Source organism: Paenarthrobacter sp. NPDC091669, from assembly GCF_044756725.1.
GTDB lineage: Bacteria > Actinomycetota > Actinomycetes > Actinomycetales > Micrococcaceae > Arthrobacter > Arthrobacter bambusae_C.
The window spans coordinates 86,554-100,440 of record NZ_JBIVTK010000008.1 but is presented as its reverse complement, the minus strand read 5'-3'; the positions used below and the strand labels follow the sequence as shown (position 1 = coordinate 100,440).

Sequence of the window (13,887 nt, the reverse complement as noted above, 5' to 3'; positions counted from 1 at the left end):
GTAACGGGTAAGGGACGCTGCTAGTCGGCGGCGATCGCCGCACCGACAGAGCCAATGGAGAGCCCGGGCGGAACCAACTGGACACGGTCCCCAAGCGCCAAGCCGGAAAGGAAGGGGGAGGGAGCGCTGAACCGGGCAAGCTCCCGCTGGATACCGCTGAGAAGTGGCTGTCCGAGGGCGTTCAAGCCGCCGCCAATGTAGATGGGGGAGGGGTCGTAAGTCAGCCCGAGGATTCGGATGGCTGTGGCAACACCTTCAAAGAACCGCTGCTGAACAACTTTGGCGACGGGGTCGCCGTCGAGCGCTGCCTCGAACAGCGAGACGGCGGGCCACTGGCCGTCGCTGCTCCACTGACGGGCGATGCCCGAACCTGATGCGATCAGTTCAAGGCAACCTGCCTGGCCGCAGGGACATTCCTCGCCCTGCAGCCCGAGGGGGAGGTGCCCAATTTCGCCCGCAGCTCCGGACGTGCCACGGACCACGACGCCGTTGCTGACGTAGCCTGCCGCCAGCCCGGTGCCGAGATTGAGGTAGGCGCTGGAACCGGAGGCGTCTGCCAGCAAGTAGTGGGCGCCGATGGCGGCGGCATTGACGTCGTTCTCCACCGCTACCGGCAGTCCCTGCTCAGTCTCCACCAGGCTGCCGAGGGCCAAGCCGGCAACGCCAACATTTACGGCATTGGCTACATACCCGGACTCCGTATTAACCGTTCCGGGAATTCCAATGCCCAGCCCGGACACAGTGCAGTTCGCCAGGCTTTCCGCGCCGCGCAACTCGTCGAGGACGCCGAAGAGTGAGCTGAGCAGCGCTTCATTCCCGAACCCGGTGGGACGGCGGACGGTGTGCAGGACCGTGCAGTCCTGATCGATGGCGACCGCTTCGATCTTGGTGCCGCCGATGTCGACGCCGATCCTCACCGTCCGCGTAGCTGAGGGCTCAGCCGAGTGCGGGGTGGGCAAGACGGGGGTGGAGCTCAGTGTCATCAGTGATCTTTCGGGTTTGGCACCCAAGTAGGTCGCAGCAGATGTCGTTTTGGGTGCTCAAAAGGGCATCTGCTGCTACTTAGTTGGGTGAAAGGGGGACGGGGCGGCCGGCTTCCAGGCTTTTGTTGGCGGCTTCCACGATCGCCACAATGCTGAGGATCTCCCGCAGAGGTACGTTCGGTATCCCGCTGCGGACGGAGTTTACGATCCCCTCCAAGAGGCCCACCAGCATGGGCGGGCCGGCTTCGATCGAGAACTCGGAACAGCCGCCCTCGGATTCGATGCGCCCCATAGTGAACGGGCTCCAGGCCGCTTCCCCCGTCATTGCGACCTCGCGGCCGTCTCCCCACTGCACCCTCACCGTGGTGGCGCCGCCCGGCGTACCCGGCCTCCCGGCGTCGACCGTTACAGTCTCCGGACCGGCACCGAGTGCGGCTACTGCGAGGTCCACCAAATGCACGCCGTACCAGGCCAGGCCAGGGTGGCCGGGCTGAGTAGGCAGGGGGCCGTCCAAGGTAACGGACTGACGCCGCACGCCGGACAGCGCGGCTTGGAACTCCGGTGTGAACCGCTTGGGACTGCCGGCCAGGACCAATGTTCCGGAGGCCTGCGCCTGGGCGAGCATGGTCCGGGCCTCAGTCAGGGTGGGAGCGAACCGCGTGTCCACATAGACCGGCTTGCCGAACCGCACTACGCGCTCAAAATAGCGTGGGTGCGTCCGCGCATCCGAGGACACGATCAGCAGGGCGTCACAAGCCTCGGCCACCTCTTCCGGCGAGTCGCACAGGGTGACGCCCAGCCCACACACCTCGTCAGTGAAGGCGTCGATCCGGTCGCGGCTCAACGGAAAGTCCGACGCCGATTCCCCCTTCCAGGCGTGCGTCACCGTGCCGCCGGGGACCACGCCGTCGGAACCGTTGCCGAAGAGGCGGGTAAACGACGGCGCGTGCGGGGAGTCGACGCCAACGAGGCCGAAACGGATAGGCGCAACAGGCGTCATCCCTTCACCCCGCTGTGCGTGATGCTGGCGACGATGTGCTTCTGCAGGAGGGCGAAAATCACCAGGCAGGGGATGAAGCTGACCAGCGTTGCGGCCATGACGTTGGACGTGGAGGCTGTCTCGGTGTTCAACGTTGCCAATCCCACTGTGAGCGTCCGGGCAGCGTCAGACTGGCCCACCACCAGCGGCCACAGGAGGTCGTTCCAATGCCACAGGAAGACGAAAATGGCCAGGGTTGCCAGGACGGGACGGATCAGGGGGAGCACGATCTGCCAGAAGGTCCGCCATTCGCCGGCACCGTCAATGCGGGCGGCGTCGAACAGTTCCTCCGGCATGTCACGGACGAACTGGCGGATGAGGAAAATCGCTTGGGCGTTGGCCAGCGTGGGCAGGATCAAACCCCACAGGGTGTCCACGCCGCCCATCTTGGAGATGAGGATGAAGGTGGGGATCAGCGTGGCCTGGACGGGCACCATCATGGTGGCGATGATGGCCCACAGCAACGCGTTACGGCCGGGGAAGCGTTTGCGGGCCAGTGCGTAGGCGGCCATGGAAGCCGTCAGCAGGACAACCACCACGGACACCGCCGAGTACAGGAACGAGTTCCAGAGCCAGAGCGGGAATTCGCCCACGTTGAAGATGCGCACAATGTTGTCCAACGTCAGAGATGGCGGCAACGCGTAGGGGAGCGTGGGGGCATCCTCCGGGGAGAGGGCCAGCACGGCAACGGCAATCAGGGGCGCCACTGTGAAGAGTGAGATCACTGCCAGCACCCAGGTCAAGGTGCGCTGGCGGCGTTTTTCGGTGCTGCGGCGGGGGCTGCGCGGGGCGGGGCCAGTGGCGGGCCGTTGCCCAGCGGCGGGAGCAGGCAGAGTGGCAGTCACTTGGAGTCCTTACCTTCGAAGAAGCGCTGCTGGATGAGCGAGAGGATGAGCACGATGACGAACAGCACCACGCCAATGGCCGAGGCATAGCCGAAGTCGAAGAACTTGAATCCTTCGTCGAACAGGAAGTAGATGAGGCTGTGGCTGGCCCGGGCGGGTCCGCCTCCGGTCATGACGTAGATGGTGTCGAACACTTGGAATCCCACGATGGTCTCGATGACCAGGACAAAGAACACCACGGGCTTGAGCAGCGGCAGCGTGACGTACCAGAACGATTTCCAAGCGCCGGCTCCGTCAATACGCGCAGCCTCGTGGACTTCGGCCGGTTGTGCTTTGAGCCCGGCCAGGAAGATCAGCATGGAGTAGCCGAAGCCTTTCCATACGGACACCACGGCCAGGGAGAGCAGGACCAGCAGTTGGGGCCCGGACGTGAAGGGGACGGGGCCCATGCCCAGGCCAACCAATGCTGCATTCAGCGGACCGTCCGTGGAGAAGATCCACGTCCAGATGATGCCGGCCATGACGAATGAGCTGAGGTAGGGGATGAACAGCAGGGCCCGGAAAGTCCCGGTGAACCTGACCAGTTTGTCCAGGAGGACGGCGCCGGCCAGCGATACGGCGATGATGAACGGGACGAAGATCGCCACGTACAGGAGCGTCACCTTGAGGCTTTGCCAGAAGTTGGGATCAGCAGCCAACCGGGTGTAGTTGTCTGCGCCCAGGAATTCGAAGTCGCCGTTGAGGCTGTACTCGGTCAGGCTCATGGCACCGGCCCCGAAGATGGGGAGGAACTTGAAGAGACCGAAAATGACCAGGGTGGGCAGGACGAAGAGGATGCCGGCCAGTGCCTCGCGGCTACGGGCTTTCTTGGCCCCAAAAGGCTTGAGCGGTGACGCCGTCAACTCGGGATGTCGGCCGGCCAGCGTGGTTCTGGTGCGGGTGTTTACAGACATGGGGTGACCAATCGGTGGTTGGGCTGGGCTCAGGATGCCGAGCGCTGCAGGATGCCGCGGGCTTCTTTGGCAGCACGGTCAAGGGCTTCCTTGGCGCTGACATCGCCGCGGAGGGCAGCTTGGATGTTCGGTGCGAGGGCACCCATGACCTGGCGTGCAACTGGTGACGATTCTCCGGGGTTGGCGGTCTTCAAAGCTTCTGCCATGGCCAGGGAGTCCGGGTCGGTGCCCAATGCCGCGGCGTCGGTCCGGGTGGGGAGGTTTCCTGCGGCGGCATTGAGGGCCTTCTGGGACTCGGCCGAGCTCAAGTAGCTCATCACCTTGTAGGCGGCTTCCCGGTTTTCCTTCTTGTTGATGGAGGTCAGTGCCAGCAAACCTGGGTTGCCGTAGGTCGCCTGGACTTTGCCTTGCAGCGGAGCGCCCAGTGCAACGTTTTCGGCTCCGAGTGCTGCGCGCATCTGCTTCAATTCCGGCAACGACGTGGTGGCCCGCATCGCGGCCTTGCCGGTGGCGATCGGAGCACCTTCAACCTTGGGTCCATCGGTGGCCGCATCCGCGGGAAGGCCGCCGAGCTTCTTCAGGTCAATCAGCAACTGGAGTGCCGAAACACCGGCCTCTGAATCAAAAGCGATGTCCTTGGCATCATCGGTGAAAACCGTTCCGCCGGCCTGCCACAGCAGCGGATAGAAGGACAGGTTCAACGTCTGTTCAGGGCTGCCGGCGTAATCCATCACGGCGACGCCCTTCTTCGCCAGAACCGGCGCCGCGCTGCGCAGGTCATCCCAGGTCTTGGGCAGCGGCACTCCTGCGTCCGCGAAGATCTTGGTGTTGTAAGCGGTGGTGTTGATGTTCTGGAACAGCGGAACGCCGAACACTTCGTCGTCGAACGTCGCGGCCTCCAGCGTGCCGGGATAGAAGCTGTCCTTGTCCTGCTCCACGGCCTTGTCCACCGGCAGCAGCCCGCGCACGTTGCGGTAGGTGGCTGCCTGGTCGGGCGTAATGAGCACGACGTCGGGTCCCGAGCCCGCGGCCAACGCCGCCGAGATCTGGGCGTCCCGCTTGTCGAACGTCTGGAGTTCGATGGACAGGTCAATTCCAGGGTTCGCCTTCTCGAAGCTGGCCTCGGTGTCCTGCCAGAACTTCTTGCTGGCGGTCTCGTCCTTGATGACGGGGTACATCCAGAGCGTCACCTTGCCGGTGGCCTGGCCGCCGTCGGACGTTGTAGAACCGGCGGAACCGCAGGCGGTGAGCGCCATGGCGGCGGTGACGACGGCGGCTGTCGCCAAAGCTGTGCGGTGCATCTTTCGAATGAACATGGTGGCTACTTTCGGGTGAGGGTGGCTTCTTGGATCGCGCTGAGCGCGAGCAGGTGGCGGCTGGCTGCTACGGGGGCGGTGAGGAGGGGGTCGCCGCATTCCCGCATCCAGTCGAAGAGGGCAGCGGAGAGATCCCTGAGGTTTTCCGACTGCTCCGGATGGCGGGCGATGTTGTCCAGTTCCTCAGGGTCTGTGGTGAGGTCGTAGAGTTCCGTCGCCGGGCTGGTGCCGATGGTGGGCCCGCCAAGGTCCGCCGGGAGGCTGCGGTGGATCCAGGATTGTGTGGGATCCATGGCGCGTGGTGCGTTGGAAAAGTTGACGATCAGTTTGTGGGTGGGTGTCCGCACTGATCGTTTGGGGTCGTAGTACGTGTGGTAGCTCAGCTGGCTGAAACAGTGGGTTCGCGTGGCCTCGCCTGCTTCGACGGCGGGCCGCAGGGTTGTTCCGGCGAGGCCGTCGGGAGTCGGCAGTCCTGCCAGGTCAAGCAAGGTGGGCAGGACATCCACGTGGCTGACGATGTCTGTCACGCGTTTCCCGGACCATGCCGCGTTGCCGGGATGGCGAAGCATCAGCGCAACGCCGAGTCCGGCGTCGTACAGGGTGCATTTGGCGCGGGGCAGCGCAAGTCCGTGGTCGGTGGTGAACAGCACCAGCGTCTGGTCGCGGAGGCCCAGCGAATCGAGTTCCGCCAGGATGCTGCCGACGCCTTCATCCATGTGTTTGACCGCGCCCTGGAGCTCGGCGATTTCCTCGCGGGCACCGGCATCGTCCACCAAATGGGCCGGAACGGAATGCCCCAAGGAGACGTCCGGTTCCACGCCATCGGCCAGGAACCCCATCACCCCGGGGCGGTCCCTTGCGGAGGGCACCCGGTGCGGCTCGGTGAAGCCGACCTGCAGGTAGAAAGGCCGGTCGCTGCCGGACATCCGACGCAGGGCGTCAGTGGCGCGATCCACGACGACGTCCCGGGCACCTCCCGTACGGGCGTGGTCGAAACCGAGCCTTCCGGCCACCACGTCGTCGGCCAAAACCCGTGATTCGTGGTGCACGCCGACGAGCTCGGTTTGGTAGCCGACGGACTTCAGCCTGTAGGCGATGTGGTCTTTCGGCTCTTTGAGGTCCCAGCCGAAGGGCTCGTGCGTCAGCCCGAGGACACCGTTGGTCTGGGGATACGTACCGGTGAACAAGGAGGCCCGGGCCGGGCTGCAGTGGGGAGCGGTGGCGAAGGCTTGCTCGAAGAGCACGGACTCATCGGCCAGGGCGTCCAAGTGCGGGGTTGAGACCGTTTCCACTCCGTACGTGCCCAGAAAACGGCCGAGGTCGTGGCAGTGGATCAAGAGGATGTTGCGCATGTCAGCCCATCCGTTCGAGGTCGGTGCGGGTGAGGGCGTGTTCCAGGGGCCGGCCGCTGATGAAGCGGCGGAGTTCGTCAACGACGATGCCGCCGGCCCGACGCCGCGAGTCAACAGTGGCGCCGCCGAGGTGGGGAGTGAGGAGCACGTTCGGCAGGGAGCGCCAAGGATCATCTACGGGAAGGGGCTCGGCGTCGAAGACATCCAACGCCGCGTCAATCCGGCCCGAGTGCACCTCTTTGTAGAGGGCTTCCATGTCCACGATGGTGGAGCGGGCCGTGTTCACGAATGCTGCCCCATCCGGCATCAGGGCGAGTTCGGCAGCGCCGATCAGCCCCACGGTTTCACTGGTGGCGGGGGCGTGGATGGCGAGGACATCGCTGTTTGCCATCAAGCCATGCAAGGTGGTGGAGCTGGCGGCGAGGGGATCCCCCTTGAGGAGGTACGGATCATAGACACGTACCTCGGCGCCGAGTGCCCGGCAGGCGTCGATATAGCGGCGGCCCGTGCGTGAGGCGCCGACTACGCCGATGCGGGCGCCGGAGATTTCACGGGCCCTGGGTACGGTGCGGGCATCGTCCCAGTTGGTGCCGGAGCGGAGGCTGTGATCGAGCTGGTGCACGCGGCGCAGCAGGCTCAGGGTAAAGGTGAGCGAGAGCTCGGCGACGGCCGGGGCCATGGCTGCGCCCGCTTGGGTGATGGGGATGCCGGCGGCCCAGAATGCGTCGCTGACAAGGGCGTGCAGCGAAGACGCGGCGTGGACGACGCATATGAGGTTCGGCGCCGCCGCCAGATGTTCGGCGTCGAGACGGGGGAAGCCCCAGGCTGTGATGAAAATGTCTGTCTCTGCTGCCGCGGCGGCGAAAGCCTCCAATGACTGGAGCTGGGCCGGTGCGATGGCGGTGACCTCGCCCAGCTGGTTCAGCGCAGCGTGGGTTTCCGGGGAGATGAAGGCCGCCCGTTCCACGTCCGGGATGCTCAGGAGAATCCTCGGCCGGGAGGTGGTGGGTGGCGGTGGTGTCGATGCAACGCCGTTGTTGATGTTCATGGGTTGAGATTGCCAGTTTCAATATATTTTGTCAATGACTAAAGTAAGTATCATGGAGAGTGTGAAAGCAACCGCGCTACGGATGCCAGAATGGGTGGGATCCTTTGCCGCGCAACAACAGGAGCCACCAGCAATGAAGCCACGTGCAGGCAGCAAGGCCCTGATCCGTGAGATCAACGAGGCCCTGGTGCTCGACGTCGTGCGGACTCAATCGCCCGTCTCCCGGGCCGCCATCACTGTCCAGACCGGCTTGAGCGCTGCCAGCGTCACCGGGATTACGGGCAAGCTCATCAACTCGGGCCTTCTGGTGGAATCCGAGATCGCGCCCAGCACGGGCGGCAGGCCAGCCCGCCTGCTCGAACTTGGCCGCGAGGGCGTTTTCGCCGCTGGCGTGAGGTTGTCCGCTACGGAAGCGCACGCCGTCGTCGTCGATTTGCGCGGTGACGTGGTGGCCACGCACAGCGAGCCGTTGGCATCCACGGAACCTGCCGAAGCCGCAGCAGCCGCGGCGAGGGCTGTGCGCGTTGCTGCAGGCGACCGGGAGCCCAGGCTTATTGGTGTGGGGGCAGCCGTATCCGGAGTGGTGGACCAAGCAAGTGGCCTGGTGCGGCACAGCGGGGCCATGAGTTGGGCTGACATAGCGTTCCAAGAGCTCCTCGAAGAGGCCACGGAACACCCCGTCGTCATCGACAGTTACGTCAACGCCTACACACGCGGGCTGCTTTTCGACGACGTCTTTGCAGGCCGCGAGATGCTCATCTTCAGCGTCGGCACCAGCCTGGGAGCCGCCGTCGTGGTTGAAGGCCGTATCCAGCGTGGCTTCAATGGTTCGGCAGGAGGGTTCGCCCATTCGCGGGCGATCACCGGTCCCGAGCCTGCCAGGCCCTGCCACTGCGGCGCGGAGGACTGCTTCGAGACCCGCGGCAGCCTCTGGGGCATGCAGCGTGAACTGGAGCGACGCGGCCAGGACAGGCAGCTGGACCCCGACGGCGACTCCGCACTGATTGCCGACGCAGCCCTTCACTTGGGCATTGGCATGGCGAACATGGCCAAGGTCCTGGGTCCCGGACAGGTGGTGGCCGGGTTCGCTCCCGAAGCCGTTCTGGGCACGTTTGCCGAGCAGACCAAGGACGCGTTCCTGCGCCAATACGACCACGCGAATACTCCGCCTCCAATATTTGACACCGCCATAGCGGATCCCGTAGCGCTGGCCAGGGGTGCTGCCTGTTCGGTGCTTGCGGGACTGTTCACTGCCAGCCCAACCGGGTAGCAGCAGATGCCGTTTCGAGAGCTCAAAATGGCATCTGCTGCTACCTGGATTCGGCCTAACGCCGCATGGTTTGCATCGCCTGCTGATCGTCAATCCGCACGAGGTTGGGTCCCCGGAGCGTGTACAGCAGACCGTCCTCGTCGGCTGTGATGTGCGGCCCGCTGTACCAGCCGCCATTGATCTCTGCCACAACAACGGACGCCGCGAACGTGATCGGGTCAATGCGGAACACCGTGGTATCGGAGACGCCGTAGACAATCCCGCGGCTGACTTGGAGGGCGCCGAAGTCCGTGCACACGCTGCTCAGGTCGCCCCGGTGAACCACTTGGCGGGTGTCGAGGTCAATGACGAACAGGCCCGCAGCCTTGCGTGACATGCCATAGAGGAACTTACCGTGGATGGCCATTGCGGCGATCCCTTGGGGCTGGCCCGGGTCAAGGCGCCACAGCTCCTGGTTTGCTACCGGATCCCAGGCAACCACGGTGCTCCGGGGGCCGGTGGCGTAGATGTTGTCCCCGCCGAGGTATGCCACTCCGTCTTTGGTGGCGACGGCCCGGACCATCTGGAGGGCGTCGATTGGATTGACCTTGGTGATGACCTGCGTTGTCACCGGGTTGTACGCGGCGAAGCAGCCGCCTCCGCCAGTATCGTTCTGCGCGCCGGCAATGACCAACCCGTTGACGGCGTCCCAGCAGACATCCAGTGGGCGGTTTTGCCCGGCAGGAAGGGCAGCCACTTGATAGGGGAGCTGCCCGGTAGAGGGATCGTAGGAGTAGATGCCCCTGGAGTTGTACTGACCCGTGAACAGTATTCCGCCCACCACCACGGCGTCCTTGGCCTCGCCCGTCGCCCGGAGGTAGGAAACCTGGTTTGAGGCCAGCTGGTGACGCGCGATGGTTCCTGTGCCGCCCACATAGACGTCCCCGCCGCCCGCGGCGAGGCCCATGCACGACTGCGGTCCGCCCGGTGCTCCAGCCTGGGTGAGGTCATGCTTAACGGCGGTCTTCGCCACAGGATCGACTTCAATGACGTCGTAGGAAGAGACGGTGAGCGCCTTGTTGCCGTAGACGTCCAAGCCCCACATGGCGCCAACATCCTCCGTGAGGATCTGGGTGATCTTTTTGCTGACCATGTTGTAGGACCAGACGCCCGGCTCCTTGACGAAGAAAACGTCGTTGCCCAACTGCCGGAACATCACGCCGGTCTTGCCGATGACCGTGTACTTGGAGTGGTCCGCCAGATTGATCAGCACGGACTTTCCGGGTCCCTTGACCCCAACTCCCAGCTGTCCGTTCAGGACGCTCAAGGAGGTCACGGACACACCGGTAGCCACCTCGGCCGGAAGGATGTTCGTGGAGGTCTTCGTTGTCCGATCGAACGCAAAGAGGCGGGCCGGGCTGGAGCCGTTGCCACCTCCCAGTGTGCTGCCTGTGCCGAAGTACACGTGGCTGGCAGTAGCGGCCACAGCCTGGGCAATCGTGGCTCCAGGGTCCGGGACACCCCAACTGGTCATGGCATTCGTGGCGGGATCGTATTCCCAGAGGGAGGGTGCGTTGGTGGTCAGCCCGCCACCGGCGACGTAGACCTTGCCGTCAGGGGCTACAGCCAAAGCCCGGATGTCCCGGTCTCCTGTTTCGCCGACACCCACTGCCGGAGCATTGGGTGTGCTGAGGTCCCAGCGGTAGAGGTTGGGCTTCCCATCGACGCCTTCGCGCAGCACGCCGGCGTACAGGTAGCGGCCGGTGGAGTCAGCAGCCAGGGCTTGGATGCTGTACCCGGAGCCGAGGTCTGTCCTTGAAGTGATGGTGCGGGTGGGGAGGTGGAAGCCGATGATCCTTACAGGATTGAGGTTGCGGGAACCGATGTAGACGGTGTCGCCCACCAGCAGCGAGCTCATCAGTGAAAACTGCACGACGGCGGGTCCCAGGTCGGTGATTTGCGGACCACCAGCGGTCTGCTTTTGTGGTGCAGCGTGGGCTGCGCCGGAGGACATTGCTGACAGTGCTACGGCGAGTCCGCCGATGCCCCCGGTCTGCAGCAATTGACGACGATTGATGGCAAATGTGGACATGGAAGATCTCCTCATTGAGTATCCCGTGGGGCAGTGATCGTTGGGTGGTGTGGTGTCGATGGGGACGTTCCGGAGACGTCCTGTGCACTGCAATCAGGGTTTCAGGCAGGGGCTGGGAAATCCATGATTCGAACATTTTCAGACATTGGCTGAGTGGAGGTCAGTGCGGACTTTTCCGGTGATGATCCCGGCGGAATTGGCTCGGAGGAAAGCCCGTCTTCTTGGTGAAGAGCCGGCTGAAGTAGGCGGGATCGTCGTATCCGGTGAGCGTGGCGACGCGTTGGACCGGCAGGTCAGTGTCCGCCAGGAGCGATTGGGCACGCGACATCCGGAGCTGGATCACCAGCTCCTTCGGCCCCAAGCCCGTCGCTGTCTGAACTGCGTGCCGAAGTTCAGGGGCAGTCAGGTTCAAGGAAGCGGCCAATTGCGGCAAGCTGAGCGGGAGATGGGCCAGCTCATGAAGCCTGCTGAGCAGTTTCTCTTCATCTCCGGGGGAACCACTGGCGCCATGGTTACGATGCTTGCCAGCTTCGACGAGTACCCGCTGGCAGAGTAGCGAAGCGTCCAAGTCTGAGTGGTGGCCGCCCATCGAGAGAGCCGCACGCAGGGCTGGAAAAAGTCCAAGTAGATCCATCAGGCCGCGCTCTGAGGAACCATCAAGCTGCAGCAAGGGGTAGTCGCGGGCGAAGCACCCCAACTCTTCAAACGCTCTCGCCATAGGTCCGGTGAACAACAGCCAGTGTTCCTTCCACCCTGCAGGACCCGGTCCGTACCCATGGCTCATGCCCGGAAAAAGCCACATGATCGCGGGAGCGTGGACTTCGAATCTTTTACCGTCAACAGAAAAGTGGCCCAAACCTTCGGAGACCAACACGATGCCGTGGCTGCTGAGCGTCCGGCCGGCAAAAGACGGTAACAGGCCACTTTGTTCCCCGGCGCCCAGACAAGCAAGGCCAAGGTCACGAAGGGGGAGTGCCGGATGGCGGTAACTTGACCAATTGTCCATAGGCTCCCATGCTGCCCTTACCCGAAGGCCAAAACAAGCCGCACAAAAGTCCAAGTAGCAGGAAGCCGGAGTCCATTCACTTCACTGCCTTCCACTGACACAGTGGAGAACATGTTGACCTCTAACGGCTACGCCTTGGACGAATCGGAGACCCGCCTCGCTGAGCTGGAACCAGTACCGCCTGCCGAGCGCAGGGATCGTGACGCACTGTGGGCAAGGCTCCGCCGGGAAGGCTACCTCTACTTGAAGGGACAGCTGAAAACGGACCAGCTGCTGGATTTTCGGGAGTTCTACTTTGAGTCCCTAGCCGCCGCCAATGTGTACGCGGCTGGAACGGATCCACGTGATGGCATTGCAGCGCCGGGTGACGTGGACCGTGCCGCGTTGCGCCGGGGGCTCTTCGACCGCATCGTGCCGGGGCCGGAGTACCAGGCGCTGTGTACTGCGGAGGGGATTGCCGACTGGTTCGCTTGGTTCCTCGGCGATGATGTCCATCTGCACCGCCGCAAGATCATCCGCCACACCAAACCGGGCGAAAGCGGCATCGGCACGGCCACGCAGGCCCATTATGATCTGGTCTATCTCCGCGAGGGCAGCGATCGCGTGCTCTCCATGTGGATACCGTTGGGCGATTGCCCTCGGGAGCGGGGTGGCTTGGCCTACCTTGAGGGCAGCCACCACTGGGTAATGGCCCAGGAGCGTGAGGGAACCCTGAAGATGCCTGCCGCCTCAATCACCGCCGATCTTCCGGGGCTGGCGAACGAGCGCGATGCCAGGTGGCTCGTTACCGACTACGAGGTGGGTGACGTCGTAGTCCACTCAGCTCATATTGTTCATGCCGCTCTGGACAACACGGACCGCCACGGCACCATGCGCCTGTCCACCGACATCCGCTACCAGCGTCTCAGCGAACCTATCGATTGGCGCTGGCAGGAGCACTGGAGTTACGACGACGGCCTCTAACCCGCCGCGGCGACTTTCCACCACTCCACGGTGGCCGCTGCAGCTTCCGGCAGGGGAGTCGGTTCCAAGCCCAGAAGCCGCTGGCTCGCGGCCGAGTCCATCACGAACGGGCGCTCGAACTGATACAGGAGCTCGGCCAGCTCGCGCATGTCCGTGGAGAAGATGCCCGCCACCCGCAGCACCCAACCCGGCACGGCACTCACCTTCGGTGCAGCAGTACCCGCGGCGGTCGCATGGGCTATGGCCATTTCCCGTTGGGTCACCGCCGGGCCGGTGGGGGCATGCAGCACGCTGTTCCACAGCTCGGGCTTCTGCGCGGCTGCAATCATCGCCGCTGCGAGGTCCGGGACGTATGTGAAGGAGTGGGGCTGGCCCGTAGCTCCGATGAACTGCACCGCCTTGCCTGCCAGGATCGGCGTGACCATGCGCTCGCCGGCATGAGCTGTCTTCACGCGTGGCCCGAAGAAGTCGCCGGCAACCACACTGACCGTGGTGGACGCGTGCGCCTGCCGGGCCTTCAGCAGCTCAGTCCGAATGCCCCGTTTGCCGCCCGTTGCTTCCCGCGGGCTCGATTCCGCCATGATCCGGTCCGGCTCGCTGTACGAGTAGAGACTTTCGGGGAAGACGACGACGGCGCCCGCGGCCTCCGCTGCGTCCATCACCACCCGCTCGGCGTGGGGGAGTTCGGCAGCCCATGCTGATGCCCGGTAAGCGGAACCGTGAATGCAATGGAAAACAGCGGCTGCGCCCTCCACTGCTTGATCCAGTTGCGCAGGATCCGAGACGTCCGCCCGGATCCGTTCCACCAGGGGGTGCTCCGGACCGCTGCCCGAGCGGGTCAGCACCCGGACTCGATGACCCTGCTCTGCCAGTTGCTCCGCGACAGTGTAGCCAACGGGTCCTGCTCCTGTGACGACGTACATGGGTTCCTCTTCCGGTTTGATGACGCAAAATCGAAAAGCGAGAGCAATGCTCTCTCAATCAGGATGAGCGCTCAAAACCTCAATGTAAAGAGCACTGCTCTCGTTTGTTGACAGCGCT

The 13,887-nt window shown here is 64.1% G+C and carries 12 protein-coding genes; 2 read left to right on the top strand and 10 right to left on the bottom strand.

Features of this window, described 5'->3' with window-relative positions; translation table 11 throughout:
- Positions 1 to 20 precede the first annotated feature (20 nt).
- From ACIQLI_RS14760 to ACIQLI_RS14730, 7 genes are all read right to left on the bottom strand, one after another.
- On the bottom strand, positions 21 to 983 hold the full coding sequence (locus ACIQLI_RS14760; protein ID WP_400389799.1) for an ROK family protein: 963 nt from the start codon (positions 981 to 983) through the stop codon (positions 21 to 23).
- Positions 984 to 1,062: 79 nt separating this feature from the next.
- Positions 1,063 to 1,983 carry a Gfo/Idh/MocA family protein gene (locus ACIQLI_RS14755; RefSeq protein ID WP_400389796.1) on the bottom strand — a complete coding sequence of 307 codons (921 nt, stop codon included), beginning with the start codon at positions 1,981 to 1,983 and terminating at the stop codon, positions 1,063 to 1,065.
- On the bottom strand, positions 1,980 to 2,867 hold the full coding sequence (locus tag ACIQLI_RS14750; RefSeq protein ID WP_400389793.1) for a carbohydrate ABC transporter permease: 888 nt from the start codon (positions 2,865 to 2,867) through the stop codon (positions 1,980 to 1,982). Before ACIQLI_RS14750 ends, ACIQLI_RS14755 begins: the two co-directional genes overlap by 4 nt.
- Positions 2,864 to 3,820, bottom strand: a complete 957-nt coding sequence (locus ACIQLI_RS14745; protein WP_089596363.1) for a carbohydrate ABC transporter permease — start codon at positions 3,818 to 3,820, stop codon at positions 2,864 to 2,866. The genes ACIQLI_RS14750 and ACIQLI_RS14745 overlap by 4 nt, the downstream gene beginning before the upstream one ends.
- Before the next feature lie 29 nt (positions 3,821 to 3,849).
- Positions 3,850 to 5,136 carry an extracellular solute-binding protein gene (locus ACIQLI_RS14740; protein ID WP_400389789.1) on the bottom strand — a complete coding sequence of 429 codons (1,287 nt, stop codon included), beginning with the start codon at positions 5,134 to 5,136 and terminating at the stop codon, positions 3,850 to 3,852.
- Between the two features lie 5 nt (positions 5,137 to 5,141).
- Positions 5,142 to 6,488, bottom strand: coding sequence for a sulfatase (locus ACIQLI_RS14735; RefSeq protein WP_400389786.1), 1,347 nt, complete (start codon positions 6,486 to 6,488; stop codon positions 5,142 to 5,144).
- A 1-nt stretch (position 6,489) separates the two neighbouring features.
- Complete coding sequence (locus ACIQLI_RS14730; protein ID WP_400389783.1) at positions 6,490 to 7,536, bottom strand: hydroxyacid dehydrogenase; 1,047 nt, start codon at positions 7,534 to 7,536, stop codon at positions 6,490 to 6,492.
- 133 nt (positions 7,537 to 7,669) lie between these two features.
- On the opposite strand from ACIQLI_RS14730, the gene ACIQLI_RS14725 reads away from it, so the two are divergent.
- A complete protein-coding gene (locus tag ACIQLI_RS14725; RefSeq protein WP_400389781.1) occupies positions 7,670 to 8,806 on the top strand; it encodes an ROK family protein in 1,137 nt (378 codons plus the stop codon).
- A 55-nt stretch (positions 8,807 to 8,861) separates the two neighbouring features.
- On the opposite strand, the gene ACIQLI_RS14720 is transcribed toward ACIQLI_RS14725, so the two are convergent.
- On the bottom strand, positions 8,862 to 10,877 hold the full coding sequence (locus ACIQLI_RS14720) for a hypothetical protein (protein WP_400389778.1): 2,016 nt from the start codon (positions 10,875 to 10,877) through the stop codon (positions 8,862 to 8,864).
- 160 nt (positions 10,878 to 11,037) lie between these two features.
- Positions 11,038 to 11,883, bottom strand: coding sequence for an AraC family transcriptional regulator (locus ACIQLI_RS14715; protein ID WP_400389775.1), 846 nt, complete (start codon positions 11,881 to 11,883; stop codon positions 11,038 to 11,040).
- 111 nt (positions 11,884 to 11,994) lie between these two features.
- Here ACIQLI_RS14715 and ACIQLI_RS14710 point away from each other — a divergent pair, with 111 nt between their 5' ends.
- The gene (locus ACIQLI_RS14710; RefSeq protein ID WP_400389773.1) at positions 11,995 to 12,846 is read left to right on the top strand and encodes a phytanoyl-CoA dioxygenase family protein; all 852 of its coding nucleotides are present in this window, start codon (positions 11,995 to 11,997) and stop codon (positions 12,844 to 12,846) included.
- Here ACIQLI_RS14710 and ACIQLI_RS14705 read toward each other — a convergent pair.
- The gene (locus ACIQLI_RS14705; RefSeq protein WP_400389770.1) at positions 12,843 to 13,769 is read right to left on the bottom strand and encodes an NAD-dependent epimerase/dehydratase family protein; all 927 of its coding nucleotides are present in this window, start codon (positions 13,767 to 13,769) and stop codon (positions 12,843 to 12,845) included. The two genes, ACIQLI_RS14710 and ACIQLI_RS14705, sit on opposite strands and share 4 nt — an antisense overlap.
- Between the last annotated feature and the right edge of the window lie 118 nt (positions 13,770 to 13,887).

What these genes read in the sequence shown, in the direction of transcription:
- ACIQLI_RS14725 (WP_400389781.1), top strand. Translation starts at nt 7,670, where the DNA reads ATGAAGCCACGTGCAGGCAGCAAGGCCCTGATCCGTGAGATCAACGAG.
- ACIQLI_RS14730 (WP_400389783.1), bottom strand. Translation starts at nt 7,536, where the DNA reads ATGAACATCAACAACGGCGTTGCATCGACACCACCGCCACCCACCACC.
- ACIQLI_RS14735 (WP_400389786.1), bottom strand. Translation starts at nt 6,488, where the DNA reads ATGCGCAACATCCTCTTGATCCACTGCCACGACCTCGGCCGTTTTCTG.
- ACIQLI_RS14710 (WP_400389773.1), top strand. Translation starts at nt 11,995, where the DNA reads ATGTTGACCTCTAACGGCTACGCCTTGGACGAATCGGAGACCCGCCTC.
- ACIQLI_RS14740 (WP_400389789.1), bottom strand. Translation starts at nt 5,136, where the DNA reads ATGTTCATTCGAAAGATGCACCGCACAGCTTTGGCGACAGCCGCCGTC.
- ACIQLI_RS14745 (WP_089596363.1), bottom strand. Translation starts at nt 3,820, where the DNA reads ATGTCTGTAAACACCCGCACCAGAACCACGCTGGCCGGCCGACATCCC.
- ACIQLI_RS14755 (WP_400389796.1), bottom strand. Translation starts at nt 1,983, where the DNA reads ATGACGCCTGTTGCGCCTATCCGTTTCGGCCTCGTTGGCGTCGACTCC.
- ACIQLI_RS14720 (WP_400389778.1), bottom strand. Translation starts at nt 10,877, where the DNA reads ATGTCCACATTTGCCATCAATCGTCGTCAATTGCTGCAGACCGGGGGC.
- ACIQLI_RS14760 (WP_400389799.1), bottom strand. Translation starts at nt 983, where the DNA reads ATGACACTGAGCTCCACCCCCGTCTTGCCCACCCCGCACTCGGCTGAG.
- ACIQLI_RS14705 (WP_400389770.1), bottom strand. Translation starts at nt 13,769, where the DNA reads ATGTACGTCGTCACAGGAGCAGGACCCGTTGGCTACACTGTCGCGGAG.
- ACIQLI_RS14715 (WP_400389775.1), bottom strand. Translation starts at nt 11,883, where the DNA reads ATGGACAATTGGTCAAGTTACCGCCATCCGGCACTCCCCCTTCGTGAC.